The organism is Bowmanella yangjiangensis, from assembly GCF_017255015.1.
GTDB classification, from domain to species: domain Bacteria; phylum Pseudomonadota; class Gammaproteobacteria; order Enterobacterales; family Alteromonadaceae; genus Bowmanella; species Bowmanella yangjiangensis.
Genome location: NZ_JAFKCS010000006.1, coordinates 14,902 through 40,055, shown reverse-complemented (window position 1 = coordinate 40,055; position 25,154 = coordinate 14,902). Strand labels below are relative to the sequence as shown.

The window sequence follows — 25,154 nt, the reverse complement described above, 5'->3', positions numbered from 1 at the left end:
AAGCTTAGCTTAAAGTGATGCGCGATTGAACCATCTGCCCCTGTCTGGCTATACCAAATACTGCCAAATCCATGCGATTTGGAATTAGCCTTGACGCCCGCCAGCGCTAGCGAAAATGCAGCGTCATGCAAGGCTCTTGCCCCGCCAACATACTGTGGCAGTGAGCCTGGATGCCGCTGAGTTTGCTGGTTTGTGAAATCAGCACCAGACAATGAGCGACACCAAAGCGTCGCTTGAGTAAATTCAGATCAAAGTCCATCAGTGCCTGACCCTGCGTAAAAGCCTGACCACTGCGCAGCTTAGCCCTGAATCCTTCGCCCATAAGCTTGTGGCTGTCTATCCCTAACTGGATCAGCAGCTCTAGTCCCTGGCGGCTACGCAGGCGCAATTGTTCACCGCTGGCGGTTTGGTCTTGCAAAATACCGTCGAAAGGGGCTTGCAGGCGATGGCCGGCCATATCTATGGCGACCCCAACACCAAAAAGCCCATTGGCATAGGCTGGGCTTGGCACATCGCCTAGCAAGCCGACTTTGCCGCTAACGGGAGCCAATACAGGCAATTGCAAGCGCGAACCCTCGGGGGCGCTGGAGCTGACTAAGTTGCAGGGATTCCACATCTTAGTCGACCTTATAGCCATCTTGTTGTAACGCCTGAATCCCCCGCTCGAGATCAGGCTGTTTTACCAAAAAGTAATCAGTTTCGAAGGTTGAAACGACAAAGATGCTGACCCGAGCTTTAGCCAGAACTGAACTTATACTGGCCATGATGCCCACCATAGAAAGCTGCAGCGGGCCTAAAACCTCCAGTATTCGCCAACCTGCATCACAGCTGTCAGATGCCAGTGACAAGGTATCCGGCACCACAATGGATAACTCGGTGAGGGTTTGTTTAGACATGGCGCTTCCTTTGTGGCCAGAGACCGGATCGTTATTGTGCGCAACGGCTTGAGTGGGTGCAAGTTAGTAGATCTGGCTATTCCGACAAGGTTATCCACGATATCTGTGGATAACCTTGTTGAGTTCTCGTTATAATCTAATTATCTTATTGATATTAAAAAGAAAAGTTATCCTGCTCGGTTTTTCTACAGTGGCGATAAAATCAACGATTATGGCTGTTTTTTACTAAAGTCAACCTTAAATTAGTGATTTTAAAGCCTTGACGAGGACGCCTGGCATACGTAAAAGAGGCGGTCTGTGAATAACACCCAACAGGTACCTTGATGTCGGTATTGGAACTCTATGCCGGGCCTGCGGCCTATCGGCAAATACAAGATGAAGGACTGCATGCGGATCTGTTTGATTACATGCTCGGCGCGTCGGGCGGACCAAAGTGGTTTGTGTTGGCCGGACTGGACAGGGTGATTTTTCCACAGTTATTTGCGGGGCGTGACAGACCCATCCAGGCTATTGGCTCGTCGGCTGGTGCATTTCGCTTTGCCTGTTTTGCTCAAAACGACTCGCTGGCGGCAATAAACAGACTGGCTGAGCGTTATTCCCACACTGTCTATTCGACTAAACCTGATGCAAGAGAGATCAGTCTTAAAGGTAGGGAATTGCTTGATTATGTACTTGGCGAATCGGGAATCAGCGAGATACTGACTAATCCGATCGTTAAAGCGCACTTTATCGTGGCTCGGTGTCGTGGCTGGTTAGCGCGTGAGAGCAAACCTTTGCAAATGAGCGGGTTGCTGGCCAGTGCCGGTGCCAATCTGATAAGGCGTCGCTGGCTGTCAGGTTTTTATCAGCGTTATAGTTTTGGCGCGCCAGGCAGCGAATTACATATTCAGGACCCAATGGGAATGGCCAGTTATCAGGTGCCGCTCAGTCATGCCAACCTCAAAGCTGCGCTGATGGCATCGGGATCTATTCCGCTGATACTGGAAGGGGTTCAGGATATCCCCGGCGCTCCCCCTGGTATGTATAGGGATGGCGGTATCATAGACTATCATTTTGACCTGTCTTTTGGTCCGATGCCGGGCTTGGTGCTTTATCCACACTTTAATCGTCGTGCAGTCCCAGGCTGGTTTGATAAGTCCCTTTCTTATCGCCGTCCTGCCCACTCGAGCTATGACAAGGTGTTAATGGTTGTGCCTTCCGCCGAGTTTATTGCGTCGCTCCCCTTTGGCAAAATCCCGGATCGCAAAGATTTTGAACAAATGCCTGCTGAGCAGCGCATTCCCTACTGGCAGAAAGTGTTAAGTGAATCCGACCGTTTGGGTGAGGCCTTTTCGCAGTTGCTGGGCAAGCGGGATATCGCCAGCCAGATCCGCCCAATTGGCTTTACCCGCTAGTGGTATAGAGTGGACCTGACCTATATAGACCAGGAGGATTTATGAGTGACTTAGATCACAAGGTTGGCGTAAAGGAAGCCAATCTGGTTAAGTGAGCCTTGGCACTGACAGGACGCTACAAGCCCCTTTGCTGTAGGCAGATAGGCATGTATCGCCTTTATGTTGGGATCTGCTTCCAACAACAGGTTTATCATCGCATCGTTGATGGGGTGGCAATAATGTTCAATCTTCATATTTGTGAATAGAGCAGTGAGGGGGTGTTCAGATGGGGAGCAATGCTAAAAACTGCTTTCCTGATTCGCTCAATAGCCAAAAAAATGCAGCCAGATTGACCACTACTGTGGCCCAGTACATACGCTTAAAGGACGCTTTGCTAGACTTATGCCTGAGTTTGTTTTGTGCATAAAAAGCGCCTGGCCAGCCACCAAGCAGCGCACACATATGCAGGGAACTTTCAGGCGTACGCCAACGGTTATGTTGGGCGGCGGATTTATCCAGGGCATACATCACAAAGGCTATCAGGCTGGCCCCGAGATAAAGCAGTAATACTTGGACAGGCAGTATTTTCAGCAGGGTAAAGGCGGTTAAAAGTGCACAGAAAGCTAGCACTACAATAGTTCCCAGCTTCCGCGTTCCTGGTGCAGAATGCTTTTTTGCCTTGCGATCGATGGCCAGACTGATATTAGTGGCTTTGTATTTACCCGGTGATTCCAGCACCGGCTCATAAACGATCACGTCGCCTTCCATTGGTCTTCTGGAAGTCCGAACAAAGGCTTTGATATGCACAAAAGCACGGTTTCCTCCACCGTTGGGTTCAACAAAACCAAAGCCTTTCTCATCATTCCAGTTTGTCAGCTTTCCTTGGTATTTCAAAATGTCTTCCCTGCCCGCAAGTTCAGAAGTTGTCGTCTAGGTTTGCCTTGTAAAAGCCCAGACCAGTTTCTGTTTAACACGGGAAGGATTCATTTCCCAGCCTAACTTGCCACTTTTCATGGAAATTTCCGTACTATCAGAGGTTAGCGCGCAGCTTGTTTACAAATAAAACGCCGCCAGGTTGCTTGCTGCTTAAAGCGCTGACTCATTGACTTGTGGATGTGACAGACGCAACAAGCGTAAGCCTTCATCGAGTTTTATCATGGCGTCTCGCGCCGAAGGTCGGTTGCGGCTGAAAGCCACATGGATATTGCTGATGTGGTTGAGAGGGCCTTTGCGAATACTATCTTTAGGCAGTTTCAACTGTTCAAGGTGATACTCCGCCACCCTATCGAACATAATGGCGGACTGTACCCTGTTACGTCTGAGTAGCTGAATAATCTGTTTCTGGCTGGTCACCGCCACTTCACTAAATCGGTAGCGCTGTTTGTCGTAAAGGTCGCCGTACTCATAGCCGATGATGATCGCCACACTCATTCTATTGGGCGCATCCAATATAGAATCAAAATTGAGATTCGAGTCAGGGGGAAAATAGAAAGATGCCGCGGCTTGCAATAATGGCTCTTCACCAAACAGAAAGTCACGTTCGGTGGACTGCTGGCGGGTCACGTTAAAGGCACCGTCTACATCGCCTTGCTTGGTTAAATGCAAGGCTCGTGCGTAGGGGACGATAACAAAAGTGACTTTCATGCCAACCAGCGCATAGGCTTTCTCGATGATCTCGCGTGAAATACCTTGTCCATCCTCTTTGGCATAAGGTGGCCAGCTGCTCTCGGCAGCCAGAATGAACGGCTCTTTCGCAAAGCTCAATTTTGTGGCTAACAACAGCACGCTGAACAAAATTAAACGCATGAAATCCTTCTCCCTGAGAGCCCTAATCTAACCACAATAACCAACTTTGAGCCACAAGACTTTGATTTACCTCAGAGATTCTTAACTTAACCCAATATCAGGCTCAGCAAATAAATACATTTGCAAATGATAGTGATTGTTATTTGATTTGTGGTTGCTTAAAATCCGCGGCAAATAACAACTTGCACTCAACACTCAGGAATACCTATGACCTTAATAAAGCGCGTTACGCCCGTAAGTTTAGCTGTACTGGCCGCTCTCTCTGCTCATCAGACGGTGGCACAGGATAACCAGCTTGAAAGGGTAACGGTAACAGGCAGCCGTATTGTTGAAAGTCTGGATGAAGTGCCAGCCAGCGTAACACTTATCGATCAGCAAACGCTGGTTGAAAACCTGAATGTCAGCGCTGAGCTACAAAACCTGTTGGCACTGGCTGTGCCCGGTATGGCTGCCAGTACCGGCAGTACCAGCAACTTTGGCCAAACTCTACGTGGCCGTAATGTGCTGGTCATGATTGATGGCGTACCTCAGGACACGCCGTTGCGTAATGGCGGTTTGGGTATCCGTACCCTGGATGCGGCCAGCATTGAACGTATTGAAGTGGTTAATGGCGCGACCTCAATTTGGGGTAACGGTGCGGCTGGCGGGGTGATTAACTACATCACCAAAAAGCCCGGCGACGACAAGGCCAATGTTACCTTGAGTCAATCTGCACGTACCAGCTTGGTCAAGTTGGAAGACAGCTTGGGTTACCGTACTGTGCTATCTGCCGATGGCCAGCTTGAAGGGTTGGGCTATGTGGTAAAAGCCTCACAGGAACGCTACGGTGTGCAACGTGATGCCGATGGCGACATTTTGGGCCTGCAATACGGATTGTCTGATAGCGAGCAGCGTGATCTGTTTATCAAGCTGAACTATCAATTAGATGCACTAAGCCGGGTGCAACTGACCTATAACTATTACGATTCCGATCAGGATGCAAACTATGTGGATATGCCGGGTAATATTGACCTTGGAACAAAAACCTATGCAGTAGCGCTTGCAGATGGTGTGAGGCCGCGTGGTGAAGCGCAAGGTCCCAATGGTAATCACAACCTGATGTTTAAGTACGAACATGATGAAGTGTTCGCCAATACCGCGTTAGTTGTGGATGCCTATCAACAGAAAATTGATAACGTGTTTTTCTGGTCTGCGACATTAGCCAATCCAGAGCAGGGATTTGACGGAGGTCAGTCAGCCATTTTGTCGGAAAAACGCGGACTGCGCTCGGTACTGACCAGCCGTTTAGGCTTTGATGGCGTGGATGTCACCTTAATCTACGGGGCGGACGTATTGGAAGATGTTACATCACAGCCGTTTTTGGATGGTCGTATTTGGGTGCCGGAAATGGATATGGGCTCTCGCGGCCTGTTTCTGCAAAGTAAGTGGGAATTGGGTGACGATTGGGTGGTTAAAGCCGGGGCTCGTCGCGAGTCTATAGACGTAGAAGTGGATGATTATCAGACCTTAAGGCTATGTCGCAATGCGACCACCTGTTCAGTACCTAAAGAGGTGGCAGGCGGTGAACTGAGCTACAACGCAACCACCTATAATCTGGGGGTCAGATACAATGCTGATGCCGCCTTCTCACCTTTTGTCAGCTACTCAGAAGGTTATGAAGTGCCGGATTTGGGCTTGTTACTTCGCACTGCCACTGTTGATGATATTAACCGTATTCAAAGTGAAGCCTCGGTAGTGAAAAACTATGAGGTGGGCTTCTCCAGCCAATTGGACAAACTTTATCTGAATATGGCGGTATATCGCAGTACCTCAGAGCTTGGCACTGGCAGCCAGTTAGACGCTGCAACAGGTATCTATCGGCCAGTGCGCGCGCCACAAAAGATCTGGGGCTACGAGATGAGTGCCGAGTACCGTATCGATGATGCTTGGCGCATCAATGCCGCCTATGGCTATACCGAAGGTAAGGACACCCAGAATGATGTGTATCTGGGGGGCAGGCAGATCAGCGCACCCAAGTTAAGTACGGCCGTGCGTTATCAGCCTCAGCAAGCGTTGTCGGTTAGCCTGTATTGGTTGCATGTCTTCTCTCGTGATCGTTTCTCCCCTAATGCGGATGGCTTGTACACGGGCGACCAAGGGCCAATTGATGCTTATGACGTGTTAAATCTGTCGGCGAGTTATCAACTCGGTAACTGGCAGGTGTTTGGCGGAGTCGAAAACCTGCTGAATGAAGACTATTTCCCGGCACGTTCACAAGCTTTCCGTTATGGCAGCGGCTATGCGGTTAAAGGCCTTGGCACGACATTGAATGTCGGGGCCAGCTATCGTTTCTAGAATGGCGCGGCGTGGAAGGGCAACCATCCGCCGCCTGAGGTTTACGCCTGATGCTGTAAACCTCTTCGCCTTCACTGTTGGTACTGCGAAGTACTTTTTAAACCAAATAAGGAAGAGTTATGGGTAAGAAATGCGTTAAGCCACTGGCTATGGTGGTGATGCTGGCCTGCAGCGCCACTGTTTTTGCCAGTGAGCGTCCTGACCACTATCAGGGGCAGACAGCCGAAAGCCTGGAACAGGCACTTGCCAACCTGACCACCTACAATGCCAAGCTAAAAACCGTGCTGGAAAAATCAGAGCTGTCTTTGCAGGATATGGCGCATATCCATGAACTGACATACAGTCTGGAAAATGCGTTGCAGCGGGTGGATGTGGAACTGGACAGCCTGGCGGCAACGCTGGAAGAGGTGCACCTCAGTTCGGAAAAGGCCCATGGTGAACAGGTAAAAACTCAAGGAGAGAAGTACCTGAAACACGCAGAAACGTTACTGCAATCAGGGCGTTAAGTACTGTTTTGACAAAGAAATGGCCGGATTCCTTATAGGAATGCCGGCCTTTAACTTATTTAGGCTGCCCCTGCTACCGCAGCAGGATCCATCCAGAATGCTTCCCAAATATGCCCATCTAGATCGGCTAGCGCTCTGCTGTACATAAACCCCATATCTTGCATCGGATTCACATCGGCCGTGCCGCCATGTTTGCCGGCCGCCTGGTTCATGGCATCAACACTGGCATGACTGTCACAGGTGATGGCCAGCATCACTTCGCTCGCCCCTTTTGCCGGCAAAGGCCGACTGGTAAAACTGGCCCACTTGGCATGGGTCAGCAGCATGACGTAAATACTCTCACTCCACACCATGCAAGCGGCGGTCTCGTCGGTAAACTGGGGATTGTTGGTAAAGCCCAGCGCAGTGTAAAACGCCATTGAGGCACTGAGATCGCTGACCGGCAGGTTCACAAAAATCATCTTCGACATAGTATGCTCCTTGTTACATTGAGATTAGATAGGGTTTGCGTCTTATAGTCGTAAACCATGTTGCACAATCGACAACAGCGCTGATTTTTTGTGAAGTACACTTCAAGCATTTAATCATTCCATTTCCCACCAGCTTTGCTGGTGGTTTTCACCTGCTGTGATACATAAATCTGTCACAGATCAGACATAAAATGACTGGCGGAAATTGCTCTGCCAGTCGTCTTGTTCTGGATGAGTGAATTTTTGCAAAAGAAGCATGCCATTAGCACTGCCTTTGTCGCCATGAGATCAAGTCTTGAAAGGGTAGTAGGACGCTTTGTTCCTGCCAGAGAGATAGAAGACGTGGTACAAGATACCTACGTGCGCATTCTGCAATCAGAGCAACTCGATTGTATTAAGCGCCCTGAGTCTTATCTGTATAAAACTGCTGTGAATCTGGTTACAAGCCAGGCTTATTCTTCTGTGGAGGCGCTTTTAAGGCCTCCTCACGTTCACGCTGATATTCTGCATAAGACTTATTGGCGTCTTCAAGACATTTGTCGTTAGTGGTTGGCGGTTGCTTCATGCACTCATGACGTTGTTGTAGACGCAGATTGTCATACAGCCCTTTATTGCTGCAGGCACCTAGTGTCAGCAACAGACTTGCACTTATCAGGTCACGAATTTTCACTACAACCTCCATGAGCTTCAAAGTACCTAACTACCAGCAACATCGCATTCTGATTGGAGCTTCTATCAGCATTCGTCTGCATAAAATCAATAATCACCGGCACGTTGAAGAGGGTTTTGGGGTCTTTGCAATACAACGCGCTTAGATAATGGGTGTGCTCATTTAAGGTCGCCAGCAGATCCAGTGCGCCTCCTACGTAGGCTTGCACAGTCGGATGCTCGCGGCACTTACCCGATGCGGATTCACAGATACTAACAAACTGCGCCATGCTGAGTGCCTGACTTGGAGAAGCGGTAAACATCAGCATGGTTAATACACTGGTCGTCAATAATGGTTTGAACATGGATTTTTACTTTCTTGACAAAAATTAAAGTAAAACGATAATTTATCATTCCAAAACAATCAAATTTATTTGGGGAAGTTAATGAGTCGTCATTGTTCAATGCTGATTGCCTGGGGCTGTATGTTATTGCTGGTTATTGCACCGGCCGCGTCGATTTACTATCTGTTTGACCTGGGTTCTTTTGCTCATTTGGCCAGACAAAGTCTGAATTTGCCCATTCAGTGGCAGAGTGTCGTATCCTGGCAATGGTACGGGGTGTGGGGCATTACCGTGCTGTACCTTGGGGTTGGGCTGGTCGGATTACACTATTTGCGCCGCGCATTCAGTAACTTTGCCAGAGGAGAACTGTTTACTCTCGACAATAGCCGCTATTTACGCGTGTTCGCCGTTCTTTTGTTGATTCAAGCTGTAGTTAAGCCGCTGCATTTTGCGCTTTCAAGCCTTTTGCTGTCTTGGAATCATCCACCCGGACAAAAAGTACTGTCCTTCATGCTCGGAAGCGCAGAGGTGAAAGTGCTGGTACTGGCCATGATCCTTTGGGTGATGAGTGATTTATTGGTAAAAGGTTGTCAGTTGGACAATGAAAATAAGCAGTTTGTGTAAGGAGTCCACATGCCGATTGTGGTAAATCTGGATGTCATGCTGGCGAAACGAAAAATGCGAGGCAAAGATTTGGCTGAAGCTGTGGGGATCACTGAGCAGAATTTATCTCTGCTACGAACGGGCAAGGTCAAAGGTGTGCGATTTTCCACTTTGGAGCGAATCTGCCAGGAGCTTGATTGTCAGCCGGGAGATATCTTTGAGTATGTGAATCATGAGTGAGGCATTCCTTTAGCGGCCTCACTCTGAAAACCTCGCACTACGCCAGCGTTGAGTTGGCCCCTCTACTTAGATGACCGCTAACCGGCAGATGAATAGCTGCTAACAATAGTTGCAGACTTATCCCCCCGAGTGTGGCGATTTAATATGCCCGACTCAGATTTCTGTTTTGCCGGTTTTCGGTAGCTCATGTGGCTACTCTGCGCAGCAGAAAAGCCGGTAGCAATAGCCAAGGGTAAGTGAAATGAGCAAAGATCTTGATAATCGACCTCCGTTCGAGGCAATCGGTGGTTATATCGCTGAGTCGGTGTGGCACGCAGGAGAGCGCTATATGCACAGAAGGGCAGGTGTCTTAGACCATATGGAACGGCACGGAAGACGTGTAATTCAGGATCACTTAACATCTCAACACCAGGAATTCTATGCAGCGTTACCCTTGCTTGTGGTGGGAACCATTGATCAGCAGGGCAATCCCTGGGGTAGCATAATCGAGGGTCGCCAGGGCTTCTTATCAAGTCCCAATCCTAACTATCTGGATATTAATGCGAGTATTGCCGTCGATGATCCCGTACTGCGGGGATTCAATCAAGGAGCTGGCGTTGGGATACTAGGTATTGATTTTCAGACTCGTCGTCGTAATCGACTGAATGGCGAACTCCTGGCAAGTAACAATAGTTGTCATCGAATTAAGGTGGTTCAAGCTTTTGGAAACTGCCCTAAATATATTCAGCAGCAACTGCCGGTTTTGCCTCCTAAGCAAGCAATGACGGAGTTCAGGGAAACAGACAGCCTGGACGCACAGACCCTGGTATTAGTGAGACAGGCACACACTTTCTTTGTGGTCAGTTATGCAGACGATTCCGTTCGTCCTGCATTGGCAAAAGCCGTGGATGTATCACATCGGGGCGGATTACCTGGATTCATTAAGGCTTCTGAACACAGCTTATTCATCCCCGACTGGCCGGGGAATAACTATTTCAACACGTTAGGTAACATCCAGGTAAATCCCAAGGTAGGACTTTTGTTTGCCAATTTTTCAACGGGAGAATTGGTACATATAACAGGAAGCGCACGAATCCTGTGGGAAGAGGACCCTGGCAATTGGCCGTCAGGGGCGCAGTTAGTTTGGAAGTTTGACATAGCAAGAGTCATACATCGGCGATATGCGATGTCCAGCCGCTTTCGTTTCGCTGATATTTCACCCTATTCAACGAAAATGGGTACATGGTAGCCAGTCAACGGCTACCAATGGAAGATGATTGCATGTCCACCAATACTTGTCTGAGTCGGGGAACAATGAAATCAACAAAACGTCGGACTTTCATAGGTGTCGCACCTTGACGAATAAACACCACACTCACTGGCCAGGAAAGTGGGCGATAAGATGTGAGTAGTTCCAGCAGACTGCCATCATTAATGCTGGGAGATACCTGGTAGGAAAGTAAGCGCGTGATCCCAAGTCCTTCCTTAGCCATGGTAATCGCTGCTTCTATTGAATTAAGGCGAACTCTTGGATTCACTCTGACACTGAAGGGCTTGTCATTTTTGCTAAAAATCCACTCATTTGGTGAGTCAAGTCCTTCAAAAGAGATGCATTGATGTGTGCTCAGATCCTCAGGTTTATGAGGTGTCCCGTGGCTTTGGATATAGCCAGGGCTGGCACAAACCACCTTAGTCACTTCTCCAACTCGTTTGGCGATAAGATTACTATCCGGCAGCTTTCCTATGCGTATTGCAATGTCTACGAAATCTTCATACAGGTGCATATGCTGATCAGCCAGCACCAATCTCAAGTTAACCTCAGGATAGTGCTTCAAAAACTCGGTAACCAAAGGCAAAACGTGGCGTTGGCCAAATACAACTGGGGCGGTAATAGTTAAATTCCCTTTAGGTTGAACGTATTCACCAGAGGCCGCTCGCTCCATTTCGCCCACCAGTGCGAGGACCTGTCGGCTTGACTCAAGATAGTCCTGGCCTGTTTCCGTAAGGCTGAGGCTACGAGTAGAACGAATAATAAGTGGCGCCCCTAGATAATCCTCCAACTCTTTAACTTGCCGACTGACTGTGGTTTGAGGTTTACCCAGTTTGCGGCCGGCTGCAGAAAAGCTCCCGGCTTCTACCACAGCGTTGAACACCATCATTGCATTGATACGGTCCATCTATTTCCCCATAAATTGGCTAAGTGCTAGCTATAAAAGCCCTCTATTTAATCATTATAAGCACAACTACTATAAGGTCGACACGAATGTTTAACCAAAGAGGAGCCAATCATGTCACGTATTACTATTCCTAAATCTATTGCCGAAGCACCCGAACAATCCCAAGCCATGCTTGAAGCTGTCAACCAACAGTTAGGCGTCGTACCTAATTTGTTCCGCCTGGTATCTAAAAGCCCAGTGGCGTTGGAGGGGTATCTTGCAATGTCCGGCGCATTGTCTAAAGGCAATCTATCGGCTGCAACCCGTGAGAGGATTGCCCTTGTTGTTGCGGAAATTAACGGTTGTTCCTATTGCCTGTCTGCACATACATATTTAGCCAAAAATTTGGCCAAGTTGTCTGATGCCGAAATATTGTTGAACCGCAAAGGAGGTTCACAAGACACCATTGCCGATGCTGCAGTTAATTTCGCTGCTAAAGTCGCTCGAAACCGAGGACAAGTGAGTGCGGATGATCTTGAAGCTGTGCGCTCCGCTGGTTATAGCGAAGATCAACTCATTGAAATTGTTCAACATGTTGCTCTCAATACCTGGACAAATTACATCAATGAAGTAATGAAAACGGATATAGACTTTCCTGTTGTCAATCCAAACTAAATACTTACCCCCGTCTTTGGCGGGGGATTTCACTTTGTTTGGCGTATTTTGCACAATAATGTATTTAATCCTTGTTTGTTTCTTTGAGATGTTGAAGTTAAGTTAATGTTCATTTAAAACAATGAGATAATGCTTATTTTTCTTGGGTTTGTATTTTTTATGTGTACAGATCTGTATGCATTTTGTTAACTCCTGTTGGCTAGTTGAGGAGGGTTGTCTTGGCCAGCTTTTTTTACCTTTTTTGCCTGTAAAATGAGCAGTGGTGGCATGTCGAAACAGGTTTATGCCAATCCATACGGCGCGGACTGCCGCAGTGGGCAAGGTTATGAATCGCATAAAATGGCCAAGGTATGAGCAATTAAATAATGCCGGCCTGAAATGCTGGGCTTTATTGCAGGTCGAGCCGTAAAGGCAGTCAAATACTCCGCTCAAAACAGATGGGTACGGGTGTTCTTGCAATTTCTTAAGGTCATTTCTCCTTGGGTCAATCACCAACACAATGAATAGGTAGTGGGGATGTTGTTGTGGTCCGCGTTGCTACTGTGCTGCTAGCTAATAGGTTGATTAGTTCGCCATTAATCGTTCATCTTATCAATTTCCTTCTGAAAATAAATGTAGACAAAATTGTTTACTTGGCTAGCCATTTTTCTTGGCTTTTTCTGCCTTGATTTTATAACACATTGATATATTGGGATTTAAATTTTCGTCTTTCGCCTTTATTTATGTAGACAGGTGTGTATACTTTGTGTGTGGATTTATGAGCTTGACATAAGTGTTTATTGCCATATCAAACATTTGATGTTGCCAGGCATACTTTTTTAATAACCCCGGAAAGGGAACATGGTAAGGGGCGTAAAGTTTCTTATCGTTAGAATTAATTGAGGTTGCGGATATGGATACATTAAATGAAATCCTGAGCCAGATTTCTCTGCAAGCTGATGTGGTTTTTGCTGGAGAGTTGTATGGGACTAAACACTTTGATGGGAGTGGATTTATCCATTTAATTGAGTCTGGTTCGCTCAGCCTGACATGCCGTGGGCACCGGAAATTAGATGTGTGTAAGCCGTGTGTGCTGTTCTTTCCTTCTAACTGTATTCACACATTAGTTAGTCAGGACTCAGATCCGCCTAAATTGGTCAGTGCTGCAATTAAGCTTGATTCAATGGGTGCGGCATTAGTTAATGCTATGCCGAGTTTCATTTATTTCGAGTTATGTCAAAACAGCACAGTCACCAATACAATTCAATGGCTATTCAATGAGGTGTTCGAAGAGCGATTTGGTCGTCAAACGATGATCGAGAGACTTAGCGATATTTTCATTCTGCAGGTGTTGCGCGAGGCCACACAAAACGGTGTTATTTTGCAAGGTGTGCTATCAGCGGCGACCCATCCGCAGTTGTCAAAAGTAATAGAAGTCATACATGGCAAGCCAGCCGAAAACTGGACAGTGGAGTCCCTAGCAAGTATTGCAGCCATGTCCCGGTCTAAATTCGCAGCAAGTTTTCGGCGTGTAATTGGCCAAACACCGAATGACTATATAACCGATATTCGACTGGGGTTGGCGCAAAAGTTGTTGAAGAAGAACAAATCAATTGGATTTGTAGCTGGCGAAGTAGGTTATGAACATGGTTCTGCGTTGGCGAGGGTTTTTCGCAAGAAACTGGGGATGTCCCCCAGAGAGTGGCTTCAAACGTTACGTTGAGGATAGGAAGACCCTTACGCCGCTCAGACAATAATAGACAGGTTTGTGCTTAATGTTCCTGTGAAAATAACTGGATTTGCAACTCTAGTCAGCAAAGAAAAGCTTGGATATTTGCTTAAACTCATTCATCAAGGTTATTGTTGTGTATACTGTTCGGTGTACTTTTAATGATAAGGAAAAGGGGATGGCAGTAAAGAAAAGTAAACGGGATGAGTTGGTTGAAGTTGCGCAAAAGTTATTTTATCAGCATGGCTTCAGAATTACTGGTATAGACACTATCTTGGAGCATTCCGGTGTCGCGAAGCGAACCTTGTATAATCATTTTAAGTCAAAAGACGAATTGGTTGTCGCTGCGTTGAATAAACGAGACCTTGAGTTTATGGCGATGATTAAGAAATATGTCGCTAAATTTGAAAAACAGCAAGAGGGTGATCCGAAGTACGCAAGAATATTAGCGTATTTTGATGCGCTGTCTGAGTGGTTCAATTCGGACAAGTTTAACGGTTGTATGTTCATTAATGCCTCAGCCGAATATCCGAGAAAAACAGATCCAATTCATGTTGTTTGTGAAAATCATAAACGCTTGGTTCTTCAGTATATATCAGAGTTGATTTCTGAAATTAAACTTCGTGAACCTGATGAAGTGGCACTACAGCTTAGCTTGTTATCTGATGGTGCTATTGTCTGTGCGCATACCACCAATATGCTTAATGCTGCAGAAATTGCAAAAACAACCGCCATGCTAGTTTTAAATGCTTATCGAACTTGAAGGTGAACCAATGAGGGTTTGTCTAGAGCTTACTCATTATTGTTAGATGTGTTTAAAGGTTTGAATTGTCAGTGGATAATCTAAGTGAGATTTTAAGTAGGGTATCTTTCAAAACTGAAGTTTTTTTCAGTGGTAACATGTGTGGTATTCAAACCTTAGGTGGCAAAGACAGTGGTCATCTCCATTTGTTGCAGGCTGGTACCCTGACCATCATGACTAATGAAGGACATAAGGTAGTGATGGACAAGCCCTCTGTTATTTTTCTGCCAGGCCCAACAGTGCATAGAGTCATATCAGATGAATCCCATAGTGCTCAATTGGTGTGCGCAACGGTAAGATTCGATTCGGCGAATTATCAATCCATTGTTAGTTCACTTCCACAATTCATTTATTTCCCGTTGAAGAAGTTTGAAAAAATTGGTGGCACTGCTGAATGGCTCTTTGAGGAGGCATTTAATAATAAAATTGGACGACAGGCTGTGCTGGACAAGTTAAGTGATGTGTTTCTACTGCAGGTATTAAGAAGCGTCATGGAAAGTGGCGTATTGTACCAGGGCATTTTATCTGCGCATGTTCATCCAAAACTGTCTAAGGTAATAGATGCCATTCATGCGCATCCGAGTGAAAACTGGACGCTAGAGTCATTGGCCGATATTGCTGCAATGTCGCGATCTAAGTTTGCTGAGAGCTTTAAGTTAACAGTTGGTCAGACACCATTGGACTATATCACTGATGTTCGTCTGGCTTTGGCGCAAAATCTTCTGAAGAATGACAAACCAATTAGTATTGTGGCCAATGAAGTCGGCTATGAACATGGCTCAGCTCTGGCAAGAATATTTAGAAAGAAATTAGGTTTATCCCCCAAAGAGTGGCTTAAAAATATCCGAGACTCCTAGCTTCATTTTCCCCTCAATTCTTTTGATTAATAGTTTAAATTTCCTTTTGAATAAATTTTCATTCATATCATCCGTTTTGGATTAATGGTTAGAAAAGTAATACGGCTGGATAATTTGCTTTTTCTCTAGATGGTAAACTCAACTTATTAAATCTTGTGGTTGAGTTTGATGTTCAAAAATACTTTTTTAATTTCTCTGCTTTTTATTCCTTCTTATTTGCCCGCAAATCAGCTTTCTGGTAAATATTTTTCCATTGACTATATTCGCGGTGAGGGAAATGTTGAAGGAATAAAGTTTGCCTATCAAATTCACGGGGATTTCCTTGATGAGTATACATCTTTATTCGATGTGTATTTTGAGTCCAGTGTTAACTTTTGGGAGTATGGTGAACAAAATAAACATGACAAAAATTTTGTCCTATCTTTATCTCCTGTTTTTCGTTACGAAATGGGATTGCTCAATAATAGCCCTGTTCTATTTGAAGTTGGAGTCGGGGTTTCTTTACTCAATGATACGCAATTCGCCGGTAAAAACGTGAGCACGCATTATCAGTTTGAGGATAGGATAGGTATTGTATACAAGTATGGCTCTCAACATGAATATACCTTTTCTATAAGGTATTTCCACTATTCCAATGCTGGATTTAAAAAACCAAACCCTGGTTTGGATTTTATTGCAGTATCTATCGCTAAGAAATTTTAGTAATTGAAAATTTATAAAGGTAATGCTATGAAAAATAAACTTTTTGTTGTGTTTTTAATCTCTGCAACTATGTTAACTTCAGTTGATTTAATTGCGGAAGATAGTGATTCTATTGTGCAAACTCAAGGGTTAGACCATCTAGGTTTGTCAGTGACAGATCTAGGCGCTTCAACACGTTTTTTTACTGAGGCCTTAGGTTGGTCATTTTTAGGGGAAAATACCAAGTATCCATCAACTTTCGTTAGTGATGGTCATATTATGATCTCACTATGGCAAGTGAATAACCCTTTAACTGCACAACGCTTTGATAGAAAAAACAATGTCGGTTTACACCATTTGGCTATATCAGTTACAAGTTATGAGGCTTTGGATAATCTTTATGAGAAGTTAAAGTTGGTGCCAGGTGTTGTGATTGAATTTTCACCTGAAATTGCATATGGTGGCCCAGCTAAGCATATGATGGTGAGAGAACCAAGTGGTAATCGAATTGAATTTAAGTTTACACCCTAGTTTGATTTTTTAAATGTTTACTATTTATTTTGGCGTTTCAAGGTGAGGCGCTTTTTTTAATTTCTCCTTTTTATTGTTATTTTGATGCAGAATGATTAACTTCAAGTATTATGTTTTCTTGCAAGGCGGTCAGTAACCAATTTTGAAAAGAGAATTCCGTATTGGATATTTTATTCAAAGCCGTATCGATTGAATGTTCTCCGATCAGTGTGAGCCAGTCAAAATGGAGCTTTGAGATAGAAGAAACTTGTAAATTTCTGCCATTCTTATAAGCCATGACGTGGAACTGCATAGAAGGTTGTGTATTTTCGACAATCTGACGGAGTGCAGTTTGTCGCTGTTTAGTGGAAGACAGCATATGTGCGCTGCGAATGTCGACAATGGGGTACTCTGACGTCATTAAATAGAGAGTTGGGTTAAGGCGTAAGAACAATGTCTCAGGTGAGTATTCGTGCAGTAGCGATAGCGTGCTATGAATAAAGCTAACGTCTTGCTGTCTTAACAATTGATGACATTGGTAATCAAGTTCGGCGCAATCCACAACGAATGGGTAATTTGCAAGAGCGGGATGGCCTTTCATTATTGTAGGTAGTGTTTTCCCCCAAAGTGCCCAGTCACCATGATAAGGTAACTCTGAAGCCAGCAGCCTATCAGCAAAATACCCCAGTAGCTCTGAGCCAATTAGCTGATTGACCGTGGGAAAAGTAATACTAAGAGCGCGTTTTGCTGTGGCACGTAAGTTTGCCTGGTATATGGCCAATCCGTTCGCATCAAAGATGCTGTTTGGTTGAGGCTTGAAGATATCAGTAAGTAATTGATGTTGCATTTGATTCAGGTTATCCATGGTTTAAAACCTCATAAGCAATGGTTCTTGCATGCATTGCTTGGTTTACCAGAACCTGCCATTCAGGCAGTGCGTTGTCCCATTCTATAAGTGTGGGAATGGCACCATGATGAGCAATGGTGGCAGCATACAGCGACCAACAGGTTTCAGATACGGCGCAGGCATGGTCATCAACGGCCATGTTTCCCAAGATAGGCGAGCTGAATCCCGCGAGATGAATTTCTTTGATGACATTATGGGGAATGGACTTTATCCAATGTATGCCTGTTTCGAGAGGGGACTCGTCTTTTGCATTGAATGCGTTAACCAATATGTTATTAAGATCCACGAGCAAACCACATTGAGTACGCTCATGTAAACACAATAGAAACTCAAGTTCTGTCATCGTTGAACCTGGCAAGGTCAGGTATGTAGACAGGTTTTCGATGTGTACGGCCCGTCCTAGCTGTTGCTGTATACGATCCAGATTGCGAACCATTATTTGCAAATTTTCCTGGTTGTACACCAAGGGTAATAAGTCACCACTATGTACAGGGGCACCATTAATACTTCCCCAACAGAAAGCGGCATGATCAGATACTAAGATAGGATTTGTTAACTCAATTAAATGACTGAGTTTATTCAGGTAATCGTCGTGCATCGGTGTTGCTGAACCAACACCCATTGCTGTGCTGTGCAAACTCAGTGGATAATGATGAGCAATGTGTTCAAGTTGAGCGTGTAGAGGGCCACCCTGAGCAAAGTAATTTTCAGAGTGAACCTCGACAAAATCCAATTGAGAAGGAGTGTCCAGTGCCTCCTTTAAGTGAGGATGTCGCAAACCAACACCAATCAGCGGTTGCTGTGCAGGTAATTTACGCGAATTCATTTGGACACTCCTTTATACCCCAAGAGCTACGAGTTTTTTTGCGAGGCCTTATACTTTTGCTTCGCTTCATCCTTTAACATGCCACCCAGATCTTTACAGGTGCCTTTGGCGACCAATTTCCATTCCCCCGGATCATTGTCGATGGTTGACTGACCGGCACAAGAGTGCGTGCCTGCCAAGTTGCCACAGTCATTTTGACCGGCTTTGGAAATGCCGTAGCATTTTTCTTTACCAGATGCCTGAGCTGGGGCAGTAAATCCAGCAGCTAAAACTGCTGTTAACGCCGCTCCAACTAATAGTTTGTTATTCATACGATTAACTCCAAATAACTATGGTTAGTAAACAAGAACGTTGCTCATCAACCAACGACTTACTGTTTCATAGGATTGAGTTCCAACCATACCTTCGACGGCGTTACCATTTTCCACCATAAGTAAGGTTGGAACAGAACGCACTTTAAAGTTTGCGGATACTTCCGGTATCTTATCTACGTCTACTTTGACCGTTGTTAAAATACTGGTAAATGCATCCGATACTTTTTCCATCACGGGGGAAAAGCTCTTACATGGGCCGCACCAGCTTGCAGTTAAATAAACCAATAGCTGATTGCGCTCAGCAGATAGAGTCTTAAACTCTTCGTAACTTGTGATCTCTCGCATTCTTTTGCTCCTTAGTCGTTGGTTGACTAGATTAATCTGCGTTTAACACTTCAGCATCTTTGCGCTTTATGTCGACCCAAATGTTTTCTGCTGAATTAATGTATCCAGGAATGTCAGTCATCCACTTTTGCTGAACTGTTTTGTTGAGATTCAAGTACAGTTTTCCATCAACAACCTTGAATGCGGTCGGATCGGTATCCAGTTTTTTCTCCAGGGCTACACCCATTGCACAGTAGCCACCAAACTGCGGAGCGTAACGTTCTGGCGCACTGCGGAATAGATCACGGTTTTCTGCCGATGAAAAGTGATAGATAGCGCCTTTATGTGTTGCGGTGAACTTGTTGGAGCCTTGTACTGCCTTACCCTTTGTGAAATATGCAACGGTGTCATATCCCTTGATGGCAATGTCATTAGCGTCAGCATTCATGCCAATGTCCGCAGCGAAGGATAATGTTGATGTAGCCATGCCAGCGGCCAGGAAAAGAGCTTTTGTGATATTCGTCAGTTTCATTTTTTGTTCCTCAGTATTTTAACCATTTATTCTGCTGACCAACGAGTGTTGCAGCATTGAGTGTTAATTTACTTTGCTTTTTATGAATGAAATGACTCAATAGTCTTTTTATTAAAACCTATCGTCCATTTCAAATGATGGGTTTATGTATGTTTTAGTAATAGAAATAGAGAAAAGTAGATTGGTATGCTAGTGATTAGAAAATGGTGAGTTTTAATAGAATGATTAACTCACCATTGGACATATATTACCGAGGGAGATTAGTTAAGTATTCTGCAACTGTATTCCATTGAGGATCTTCAGGGTCAGATTGCATTGTTGCGCCTAGTATTTTTCCATCAGGAGAAACAAATACCGTAGTTGGTGTTCCAGATATGGAAAATTTATGTAATCCAAGATCGTCACCATCAATAAGGGTTTTAAGTTTCAAGCCTCTTTCTATCAGAACAGATTGGGGCATAGCTCCATTTTTTTCCGATAAACTAACGGCAATAACCTGCAGCCCTTTATCTGCATATAACTCTGCTAACCGATCCAGTCCAGGCTGAAGCCGCTTGCAGTATGGACACCATGTTGCCCAGAAATGCAAACTGTTCTGACGACACTAGTTTGCCATCCTGCGTGTAGAGTTCCCACTTTGGCATCCTATCCGGCAATACAGACTCCTGTGCCAGAACCTGAAATCCCATCATTGCGTAAAGCAGTAAAAGAAGTTTTTTCATCATAATCTCTACTTAAAAATAATATGGTTGGGTTAATTTGTTGGGGGGTATACCTGTCTAATGGGCTAGAATATTCTTCTAGATTCACTCTAATTGCTCTGAATTTGTTTTGTCAACAAGGCATTTTAAAATTGCTTTAAGGGTGGGTTTTGGTGTGTTTTATGGACGGGGGGTTTTAAATTTTGGACGTTTGGTTTTTAAAGTTTAATAAAATTTTTGAATAATTTTCTTTGTTGTTTTTTTGTTTTAAAGGGGCTGGTAAATGAAAGCTAAGCATGTGTTGTTTGGTCTTTTTGGGAATGAGAAGAAGTGTCGAGTTAGCAGTGTTTTTGGCCATATGAGTTGTCTGATTATTCTTATACTGCCTGGTAAAATAATGGCAGAGCCAATAGCCGTAGCTCCGGCCCCCTATTGTGGTTCTTCCGATGTCCATTATGAACCTGAACAGTTTGCCCAGGTGCTCTATCAAATCGTTTCTGGTTATCCTGGTGACAGCAGGAATTGGAAACTGATGCGCGAACTTTTCGCACCTAGCGCAATGATTAAGCCTGTTTTTCATGGCCAAGACGGTCATCGAATTGTTGATATGACGGTAGAGCGTTTCATTGAACTAAACAAAAAACTGTTCTCTGATATTGGTTTTTTTGAAACTGAAACCGAGTCGAAGGTTTATAGAGTAGGGCATTCAGCGACTATTATCAGCGCATATGAATCCAGAACGTCGCCAGCCTCGGCACCTTATTCGAAAGGCATAAACTCTTTTCAACTAGTCAATGATGGTTACCGTTGGTGTGTGATATCAGTAACCTGGGATAGTGATAAGGGAGGGCATGAATTCATGCCCCTCCAATAAGCATAAGCAGTTTGAGAAAACTCCAGGTTAACCTAATGCATAAAGTAACCGCTGATTACCCGCTTAAATGCCCGGGAAAGGCGGCTTATGAGTCACTTCCGGCTTGAAGATGTTGAGCCTCATCTTGTTTACATTTTCAGGTCGGCCAATGTGGATAAAATTTGGCAATCAATTGATGAGGTGTTGCTCACTAAGCGAATTGAACGAATCAACGCCACAAATCACTTCCGTTTCATTGCCACTGCCAGAAAGTCGGTTGCTAATTCCACATACTTTTCGTTACCACAGTAAATATAACAATGGCCTTGGGTGACAAGGTGAAGCATTAATTGTCCAGGTATCGTCGGCACTCGCGGCCCCTAGGGGAAAGAAAGAGTTGAAAAGCACAACAAACAGTTTTGCGTCTGCAACGGGTTAAGAAAGATTGAAAAGATGCCTTTAGGGTTCGGAAATTTAAGGATGCCGTTGTTCAAACTCTCCATGAGCCGATGTTTATTTTGGTGTTTCCCTTAAATTTATGTCACTGAGACGCTTTGTTGCAATATATGTACGATTGGCAGACTAGGGGGTACCCGTTATTGGTAACGTATGTCCGGTGATGTTTTCACTGAATACAGGTGATTTTTGGTAAACCATAGGGGGTATATATGAATAGTTATTTAAGCAAGTTTTTAATTGGCTACGACTCTTTCGTAAAACATTTTAATGTGCTGCAAAGTGTGTTTTTAGCATTTTCTAGGTTTTATGTTGGATGGATCTTTTTTTCTTCTGGTTTAACCAAGTTGGATGACTGGGAATCGACGCTTTTTCTGTTCGAATACGAATATCAGGTTCCAGTTTTAAACTTTGTTATTGCCGCGTATCTGGCAACCGTGGGCGAAATCATTTTACCTGTACTGCTCTTTTTGGGCTTAGCTACTCGTTTTAGTGCAATAGGATTGAGCATAGTTAATGTCGTTGCTGTCATTAGTTTGGAAGAAATTGCCCCGGCAGCATTGAATGGTCATATCATCTGGGGGCTGCTGTTACTTCAAGTTGTTGTATGGGGAGCAGGTAAGCTCTCTGTTGACAGGCTATTGAAAGTACAGATTAACAAAAACCGCAGTCAACTGAATGTTCTTGCCTGTGAGACTCATTAATTCCGATGCTGTACGTACTTAATGATGGGGAAAAGCCAATGCAGCAAGCCCCGATTGTAAAACTCAAAACAGGGGACTGCTGCATTCCTCAACATTACCTTGACTATGAACATAAATTGGAAACTGTTCAAAAAGTTGCAGCCGATTGTACCTTTGATCCTCGTTTTCCAATATTTGTCGGTGAAGAAAATGGTGCATTATATGTGCAGGTTGGGATAGTCGGATATGACAATTACAGAAAGATTTCAAAACAGAGTAAAAGGAAAATTGTTTACGGAAGAAAGTGGCGAATTGAAAAAAACATTCCAACCTCGGAATTAGTTCAAACAATATTTTTAGCCATAAAAAAGGCTCGTGAACATGAAGTACGTGAGTTATTTAAACTGAACGTTGGTGGAAAAACAGCAACACCTTTTAGTAGCCATCAGGACTTACCGTTAATGTCCAGGCATGCAAATAGGCTGCAGAGTAAGCATAGACAAAAAAGTATCTCAGTCTTTTCTAAATCAGCCAGAATGCTGTCAGACAAGATCTATTTTGATGGTCATTATATTCGTTTTTTACATATTGAAAAACGTTCAGGTAATCAGGTACTTATTGAGGGCCGTTTAGTTTTCCACGAGGTAAGCCAATTACCTGAAAATAAGGAAACTTCCTTTTTACTGGTGTTAGAAAAGCCAGATATCAATGTCTTATTTCACGAGCTTATCAACAAATTTATACAAAGAAGTGATCGCTACGTAGAAGAGCTGTTTGCATATAAAGGATATCGGCGTTTTAGTCGTGATACTTGTATTCAAGCCGTAGCGGAGCTCTCACTGGATACAAGGGATAAAGGACATGTCAAAGACGCCGAGTTTTTTCATGTACTTAACGCTGCAAATTATGCAAATGACAAAACTCGAATACCTTGTCTGGGGAATAGTGATTACGCCAAGTATGTTGTCCAACATCTATCCAGATTCGGCGAACTTGAAGGTATTTTGCCACAGATAGATGTATCTGTGAGGAAGCTAAGGAGTTTATAAAATTGGTTTACGCCCTTAGTTTGTATCTTTTAAGCTATGTGTCCACTTCCGCTAAGGTGAAACAGGTCTAATTGTCATCCCCTGCTTTCATCATTGCAGAAAACTCTAATCAAATCTGTCTCATCTTCAGGGGCGTGGACAGAACAACTCCTTACATGAACATCGATAGGTCTTCTGGTTTCAACAACCATTGTCTGGCTTTTTGCTGATCCTGCTGATTGGCCTGTACCCAGTGCTCATCTTTGTCATCCTGTTCTTTTTTCCAAAATGGTGCGCGTGTTTTAAGCTGATCCATAATGAATTCACAGGCCTGAAATGCATGGCCACGGTGCCGACTGCTCACACCGACAAACACTATCTGTTCTGAAGCTTGTAAGGCGCCCACGCGGTGAATTAGCCTGACGCGGCTAATAGGCCACAGACTCCTGGCCTCTGTTACTATTTTCTTAAGGGATTTTTCCGTCATGGCCGGATAGTGTTCCAGTGTCAGTTTTTGTACCCGGTGCTGCGAATTAATATCTCTTACCAGGCCAACGAAACTGACGATTGCGCCGTCCTGACGATTACCGGCACACAGTGCCAGGTATTCTTCGGCCTGACTAAAGTTGGCTTCTTGTACCGAGATAAAGTCAGATAATTGCTTGGCTTGCATGTTAGCCTCCGGTAACAGGAGGAAAGAAGGCCACCTCGTCACCAGCGTGCAAGGGGTGGTTATCATCCACTAAGCACTGGTTGACTGCTGCCAGAGAATGGGCAGGGGACAGATAGTCCTGCCACTCTCTATGCTGTGCCATCAGGTATTGGCGAAGTGCACCAAGGTCGGCAAAGGCATTTTGCAGCGCCAGCTTTTCATGACCCATCTGTTCGCGCAATTGGGCAAAAAACAATACTTCAATCATGCTCATCTCTCGTTTGCCAGTAGCCGCTTTTGCCACCGGACTTATTGACAACGCGTATGCCGTCGATCCGCATGGCGGGATCGATAGCCTTACACATATCAAACAGGGTGAGGGCGGCAACGGATACTGCCGTTAGCGCTTCCATCTCCACCCCGGTTTGTCCTGCCACTTTGCATATGGCCTGAATACCTACTCTGACGTTGTCGGCATCCACCTTAAACTCCACCTGAATATTGCTCAGCATCAGTGGATGGCATAGAGGAATTAAATTGGCGCATTGCTTGGCAGCCTGGATCCCGGCGACTCTGGCTACGGCGAACACGTCTCCCTTAGGTAGCATGCCTGCGCAAATATTCGCCAAGGTGTCAGGCTGCATTTCCACATAGCCGACGGCCATAGCCTGGCGGGCGGTGATCTGTTTGTTACCTACATCCACCATGCTGGCTTCACCCCTGCTGTTCAAATGCGTCAGACCCGTCATAGCCGTTGCTCACATGACGTGGTTACACAAAGGTGGCCAAGAAAATTGCATTTACCTTCACGTGCATCCAACTGGGGGCCAATCAAATGCTGCCAGGCGGTGGCGCAGGCATTGGCTGAACCCGGTAGACAGCAAATTAAGGTATGGTTAGCCAGTCCAGCCAGGGCGCGGGATTGCAGTGCCGATGGACCAATATCCTGATAGGAGAGCTGCCTGAACAGCTCGCCAAACCCGGTTACTTCGTGGTCAAACAACACGGATACCGCCTCAGGCGTGCAGTCCTTAGCATGAAACCCTGTGCCACCGTTGATAAGAACGACCTGTACCTCACTGCTGGCAATCCAGGCGGATACCTGGGCACGAATAAGATAGCGATTTCTTGGCAGTAGATGTCGCTCGGTTAGCTTATGTCCGGCGCTTTGCAGCCTTTCTTGCAGATACTGCCCGGCGTTGTCCTGCTCTTGAGTGCGGCTGTCTGAAACGGTCAGTATGGCGATATTCAATGCGGCTTTGGGTGGCAAAGGTGCTGTATTCATAGGGA

The 25,154-nt window shown here is 45.1% G+C and carries 35 protein-coding genes; 16 read left to right on the top strand and 19 right to left on the bottom strand.

The features are described 5' to 3' along the window. Positions 1 to 106: 106 nt before the first annotated feature. The gene (locus tag J0A65_RS08150) at positions 107 to 616 is read right to left on the bottom strand and encodes a PTS sugar transporter subunit IIA (protein ID WP_206593675.1); all 510 of its coding nucleotides are present in this window, start codon (positions 614 to 616) and stop codon (positions 107 to 109) included. Position 617: 1 nt separating this feature from the next. Continuing rightward, entirely contained in the window at positions 618 to 896 is a 279-nt protein-coding gene (locus J0A65_RS08145) for an ACT domain-containing protein (RefSeq protein ID WP_206593674.1), read from the bottom strand. A gap of 323 nt (positions 897 to 1,219) precedes the next feature. Between J0A65_RS08145 and J0A65_RS08140 the strand changes: the two genes are divergently transcribed. After that, entirely contained in the window at positions 1,220 to 2,290 is a 1,071-nt protein-coding gene (locus J0A65_RS08140; protein ID WP_206593673.1) for a patatin-like phospholipase family protein, read from the top strand. A 261-nt stretch (positions 2,291 to 2,551) separates the two neighbouring features. On the opposite strand, the gene J0A65_RS08135 is transcribed toward J0A65_RS08140, so the two are convergent. After that, positions 2,552 to 3,163 (bottom strand): DUF1294 domain-containing protein, encoded by a 612-nt coding sequence (locus J0A65_RS08135; RefSeq protein WP_206593672.1) that lies wholly within the window; start codon positions 3,161 to 3,163, stop codon positions 2,552 to 2,554. Between the two features lie 192 nt (positions 3,164 to 3,355). Further along, on the bottom strand, positions 3,356 to 4,075 hold the full coding sequence (locus J0A65_RS08130; RefSeq protein ID WP_206593671.1) for a substrate-binding periplasmic protein: 720 nt from the start codon (positions 4,073 to 4,075) through the stop codon (positions 3,356 to 3,358). 207 nt (positions 4,076 to 4,282) lie between these two features. Here J0A65_RS08130 and J0A65_RS27645 point away from each other — a divergent pair, with 207 nt between their 5' ends. Further along, positions 4,283 to 6,409: a TonB-dependent receptor gene (locus tag J0A65_RS27645; protein ID WP_206593670.1), complete on the top strand. Its 2,127-nt coding sequence runs from the start codon at positions 4,283 to 4,285 to the stop codon at positions 6,407 to 6,409. Positions 6,410 to 6,528: 119 nt separating this feature from the next. After that, positions 6,529 to 6,915 (top strand): DUF6746 family protein, encoded by a 387-nt coding sequence (locus J0A65_RS08120; RefSeq protein ID WP_206593669.1) that lies wholly within the window; start codon positions 6,529 to 6,531, stop codon positions 6,913 to 6,915. A 59-nt stretch (positions 6,916 to 6,974) separates the two neighbouring features. On the opposite strand, the gene J0A65_RS08115 is transcribed toward J0A65_RS08120, so the two are convergent. Continuing rightward, the gene (locus tag J0A65_RS08115; protein WP_206593668.1) at positions 6,975 to 7,385 is read right to left on the bottom strand and encodes a VOC family protein; all 411 of its coding nucleotides are present in this window, start codon (positions 7,383 to 7,385) and stop codon (positions 6,975 to 6,977) included. 231 nt (positions 7,386 to 7,616) lie between these two features. Between J0A65_RS08115 and J0A65_RS27905 the strand changes: the two genes are divergently transcribed. After that, positions 7,617 to 7,931, top strand: a complete 315-nt coding sequence (locus J0A65_RS27905; RefSeq protein ID WP_416135302.1) for a sigma factor — start codon at positions 7,617 to 7,619, stop codon at positions 7,929 to 7,931. On the opposite strand, the gene J0A65_RS08105 is transcribed toward J0A65_RS27905, so the two are convergent. Further along, positions 7,825 to 8,055 (bottom strand): hypothetical protein, encoded by a 231-nt coding sequence (locus tag J0A65_RS08105; protein WP_206593847.1) that lies wholly within the window; start codon positions 8,053 to 8,055, stop codon positions 7,825 to 7,827. The genes J0A65_RS27905 and J0A65_RS08105 overlap by 107 nt on opposite strands. After that, positions 8,042 to 8,398, bottom strand: coding sequence for a hypothetical protein (locus J0A65_RS08100; RefSeq protein WP_206593666.1), 357 nt, complete (start codon positions 8,396 to 8,398; stop codon positions 8,042 to 8,044). The genes J0A65_RS08105 and J0A65_RS08100 overlap by 14 nt, the downstream gene beginning before the upstream one ends. An 81-nt stretch (positions 8,399 to 8,479) precedes the next feature. On the opposite strand from J0A65_RS08100, the gene J0A65_RS08095 reads away from it, so the two are divergent. The 3 genes from J0A65_RS08095 (at position 8,480) to J0A65_RS08085 (ending at position 10,448) form a co-directional block, all read left to right on the top strand. Beyond that, positions 8,480 to 9,001 carry a DUF2975 domain-containing protein gene (locus J0A65_RS08095; RefSeq protein ID WP_206593665.1) on the top strand — a complete coding sequence of 174 codons (522 nt, stop codon included), beginning with the start codon at positions 8,480 to 8,482 and terminating at the stop codon, positions 8,999 to 9,001. 9 nt (positions 9,002 to 9,010) lie between these two features. Continuing rightward, the gene (locus J0A65_RS08090) at positions 9,011 to 9,220 is read left to right on the top strand and encodes a helix-turn-helix domain-containing protein (RefSeq protein WP_206593664.1); all 210 of its coding nucleotides are present in this window, start codon (positions 9,011 to 9,013) and stop codon (positions 9,218 to 9,220) included. A gap of 241 nt (positions 9,221 to 9,461) precedes the next feature. Next, positions 9,462 to 10,448 (top strand): pyridoxamine 5'-phosphate oxidase family protein, encoded by a 987-nt coding sequence (locus J0A65_RS08085; protein ID WP_206593663.1) that lies wholly within the window; start codon positions 9,462 to 9,464, stop codon positions 10,446 to 10,448. Positions 10,449 to 10,452: 4 nt separating this feature from the next. Here the strand turns inward: J0A65_RS08085 and J0A65_RS08080 are convergent, their stop codons facing one another. Continuing rightward, positions 10,453 to 11,376, bottom strand: coding sequence for a LysR family transcriptional regulator (locus J0A65_RS08080; protein ID WP_206593662.1), 924 nt, complete (start codon positions 11,374 to 11,376; stop codon positions 10,453 to 10,455). A 111-nt stretch (positions 11,377 to 11,487) separates the two neighbouring features. Here J0A65_RS08080 and J0A65_RS08075 point away from each other — a divergent pair, with 111 nt between their 5' ends. From J0A65_RS08075 to J0A65_RS08050, 6 genes are all read left to right on the top strand, one after another. Further along, entirely contained in the window at positions 11,488 to 12,030 is a 543-nt protein-coding gene (locus tag J0A65_RS08075) for a carboxymuconolactone decarboxylase family protein (protein WP_206593661.1), read from the top strand. An 892-nt stretch (positions 12,031 to 12,922) separates the two neighbouring features. Continuing rightward, positions 12,923 to 13,732 (top strand): helix-turn-helix domain-containing protein, encoded by an 810-nt coding sequence (locus J0A65_RS08070; RefSeq protein WP_206593660.1) that lies wholly within the window; start codon positions 12,923 to 12,925, stop codon positions 13,730 to 13,732. Between the two features lie 184 nt (positions 13,733 to 13,916). Further along, the gene (locus J0A65_RS08065) at positions 13,917 to 14,501 is read left to right on the top strand and encodes a TetR/AcrR family transcriptional regulator (RefSeq protein ID WP_206593659.1); all 585 of its coding nucleotides are present in this window, start codon (positions 13,917 to 13,919) and stop codon (positions 14,499 to 14,501) included. A 71-nt stretch (positions 14,502 to 14,572) separates the two neighbouring features. Continuing rightward, complete coding sequence (locus J0A65_RS08060) at positions 14,573 to 15,397, top strand: AraC family transcriptional regulator (RefSeq protein ID WP_206593658.1); 825 nt, start codon at positions 14,573 to 14,575, stop codon at positions 15,395 to 15,397. 168 nt (positions 15,398 to 15,565) lie between these two features. Then, positions 15,566 to 16,099, top strand: a complete 534-nt coding sequence (locus J0A65_RS08055; RefSeq protein ID WP_206593657.1) for an acyloxyacyl hydrolase — start codon at positions 15,566 to 15,568, stop codon at positions 16,097 to 16,099. A gap of 27 nt (positions 16,100 to 16,126) precedes the next feature. Continuing rightward, positions 16,127 to 16,609 (top strand): VOC family protein, encoded by a 483-nt coding sequence (locus tag J0A65_RS08050; protein WP_232849815.1) that lies wholly within the window; start codon positions 16,127 to 16,129, stop codon positions 16,607 to 16,609. A gap of 76 nt (positions 16,610 to 16,685) precedes the next feature. Here J0A65_RS08050 and J0A65_RS08045 read toward each other — a convergent pair whose 3' ends face one another. The 7 genes from J0A65_RS08045 to J0A65_RS08015 form a co-directional block, all read right to left on the bottom strand. Beyond that, positions 16,686 to 17,453: an HvfC/BufC family peptide modification chaperone gene (locus J0A65_RS08045; RefSeq protein WP_206593656.1), complete on the bottom strand. Its 768-nt coding sequence runs from the start codon at positions 17,451 to 17,453 to the stop codon at positions 16,686 to 16,688. Then, positions 17,446 to 18,321 carry an MbnB/TglH/ChrH family RiPP precursor modification enzyme gene (locus J0A65_RS08040; protein ID WP_206593655.1) on the bottom strand — a complete coding sequence of 292 codons (876 nt, stop codon included), beginning with the start codon at positions 18,319 to 18,321 and terminating at the stop codon, positions 17,446 to 17,448. The genes J0A65_RS08045 and J0A65_RS08040 overlap by 8 nt, the downstream gene beginning before the upstream one ends. A 26-nt stretch (positions 18,322 to 18,347) precedes the next feature. Then, positions 18,348 to 18,632, bottom strand: coding sequence for a BufA1 family periplasmic bufferin-type metallophore (locus tag J0A65_RS08035; protein ID WP_206593654.1), 285 nt, complete (start codon positions 18,630 to 18,632; stop codon positions 18,348 to 18,350). 24 nt (positions 18,633 to 18,656) lie between these two features. Beyond that, positions 18,657 to 18,980 carry a thioredoxin family protein gene (locus J0A65_RS08030; protein WP_206593653.1) on the bottom strand — a complete coding sequence of 108 codons (324 nt, stop codon included), beginning with the start codon at positions 18,978 to 18,980 and terminating at the stop codon, positions 18,657 to 18,659. 31 nt (positions 18,981 to 19,011) lie between these two features. Further along, positions 19,012 to 19,491 (bottom strand): YHS domain-containing (seleno)protein, encoded by a 480-nt coding sequence (locus J0A65_RS08025; protein ID WP_206593652.1) that lies wholly within the window; start codon positions 19,489 to 19,491, stop codon positions 19,012 to 19,014. A gap of 247 nt (positions 19,492 to 19,738) precedes the next feature. Then, positions 19,739 to 20,080 carry a TlpA disulfide reductase family protein gene (locus J0A65_RS08020; RefSeq protein WP_206593651.1) on the bottom strand — a complete coding sequence of 114 codons (342 nt, stop codon included), beginning with the start codon at positions 20,078 to 20,080 and terminating at the stop codon, positions 19,739 to 19,741. Positions 20,081 to 20,136: 56 nt separating this feature from the next. Next, positions 20,137 to 20,301, bottom strand: coding sequence for a hypothetical protein (locus J0A65_RS08015; RefSeq protein WP_206593650.1), 165 nt, complete (start codon positions 20,299 to 20,301; stop codon positions 20,137 to 20,139). 174 nt (positions 20,302 to 20,475) lie between these two features. Between J0A65_RS08015 and J0A65_RS08010 the strand changes: the two genes are divergently transcribed. The 3 genes from J0A65_RS08010 (at position 20,476) to J0A65_RS08000 (ending at position 23,233) form a co-directional block, all read left to right on the top strand. Next, a complete protein-coding gene (locus J0A65_RS08010; protein WP_206593649.1) occupies positions 20,476 to 21,066 on the top strand; it encodes a hypothetical protein in 591 nt (196 codons plus the stop codon). Positions 21,067 to 21,713: 647 nt separating this feature from the next. Further along, complete coding sequence (locus J0A65_RS08005) at positions 21,714 to 22,205, top strand: DoxX family protein (RefSeq protein WP_206593648.1); 492 nt, start codon at positions 21,714 to 21,716, stop codon at positions 22,203 to 22,205. Between the two features lie 38 nt (positions 22,206 to 22,243). Next, entirely contained in the window at positions 22,244 to 23,233 is a 990-nt protein-coding gene (locus tag J0A65_RS08000; protein WP_206593647.1) for a hypothetical protein, read from the top strand. A 151-nt stretch (positions 23,234 to 23,384) separates the two neighbouring features. Here the strand turns inward: J0A65_RS08000 and moaE are convergent, their stop codons facing one another. From moaE to moaB, 4 genes are read right to left on the bottom strand one after another with little or no spacing between them, the layout of a single operon-like run. After that, positions 23,385 to 23,885: a molybdopterin synthase catalytic subunit MoaE gene (moaE, locus tag J0A65_RS07995; protein ID WP_206593646.1), complete on the bottom strand. Its 501-nt coding sequence runs from the start codon at positions 23,883 to 23,885 to the stop codon at positions 23,385 to 23,387. 1 nt (position 23,886) lies between these two features. Continuing rightward, complete coding sequence (gene moaD / locus J0A65_RS07990) at positions 23,887 to 24,138, bottom strand: molybdopterin synthase sulfur carrier subunit (protein WP_232849814.1); 252 nt, start codon at positions 24,136 to 24,138, stop codon at positions 23,887 to 23,889. After that, positions 24,125 to 24,613, bottom strand: a complete 489-nt coding sequence (gene moaC, locus J0A65_RS07985; RefSeq protein WP_206593645.1) for a cyclic pyranopterin monophosphate synthase MoaC — start codon at positions 24,611 to 24,613, stop codon at positions 24,125 to 24,127. Before moaC ends, moaD begins: the two co-directional genes overlap by 14 nt. After that, complete coding sequence (gene moaB, locus J0A65_RS07980; protein WP_206593644.1) at positions 24,610 to 25,149, bottom strand: molybdenum cofactor biosynthesis protein B; 540 nt, start codon at positions 25,147 to 25,149, stop codon at positions 24,610 to 24,612. Before moaB ends, moaC begins: the two co-directional genes overlap by 4 nt. Between the last annotated feature and the right edge of the window lie 5 nt (positions 25,150 to 25,154).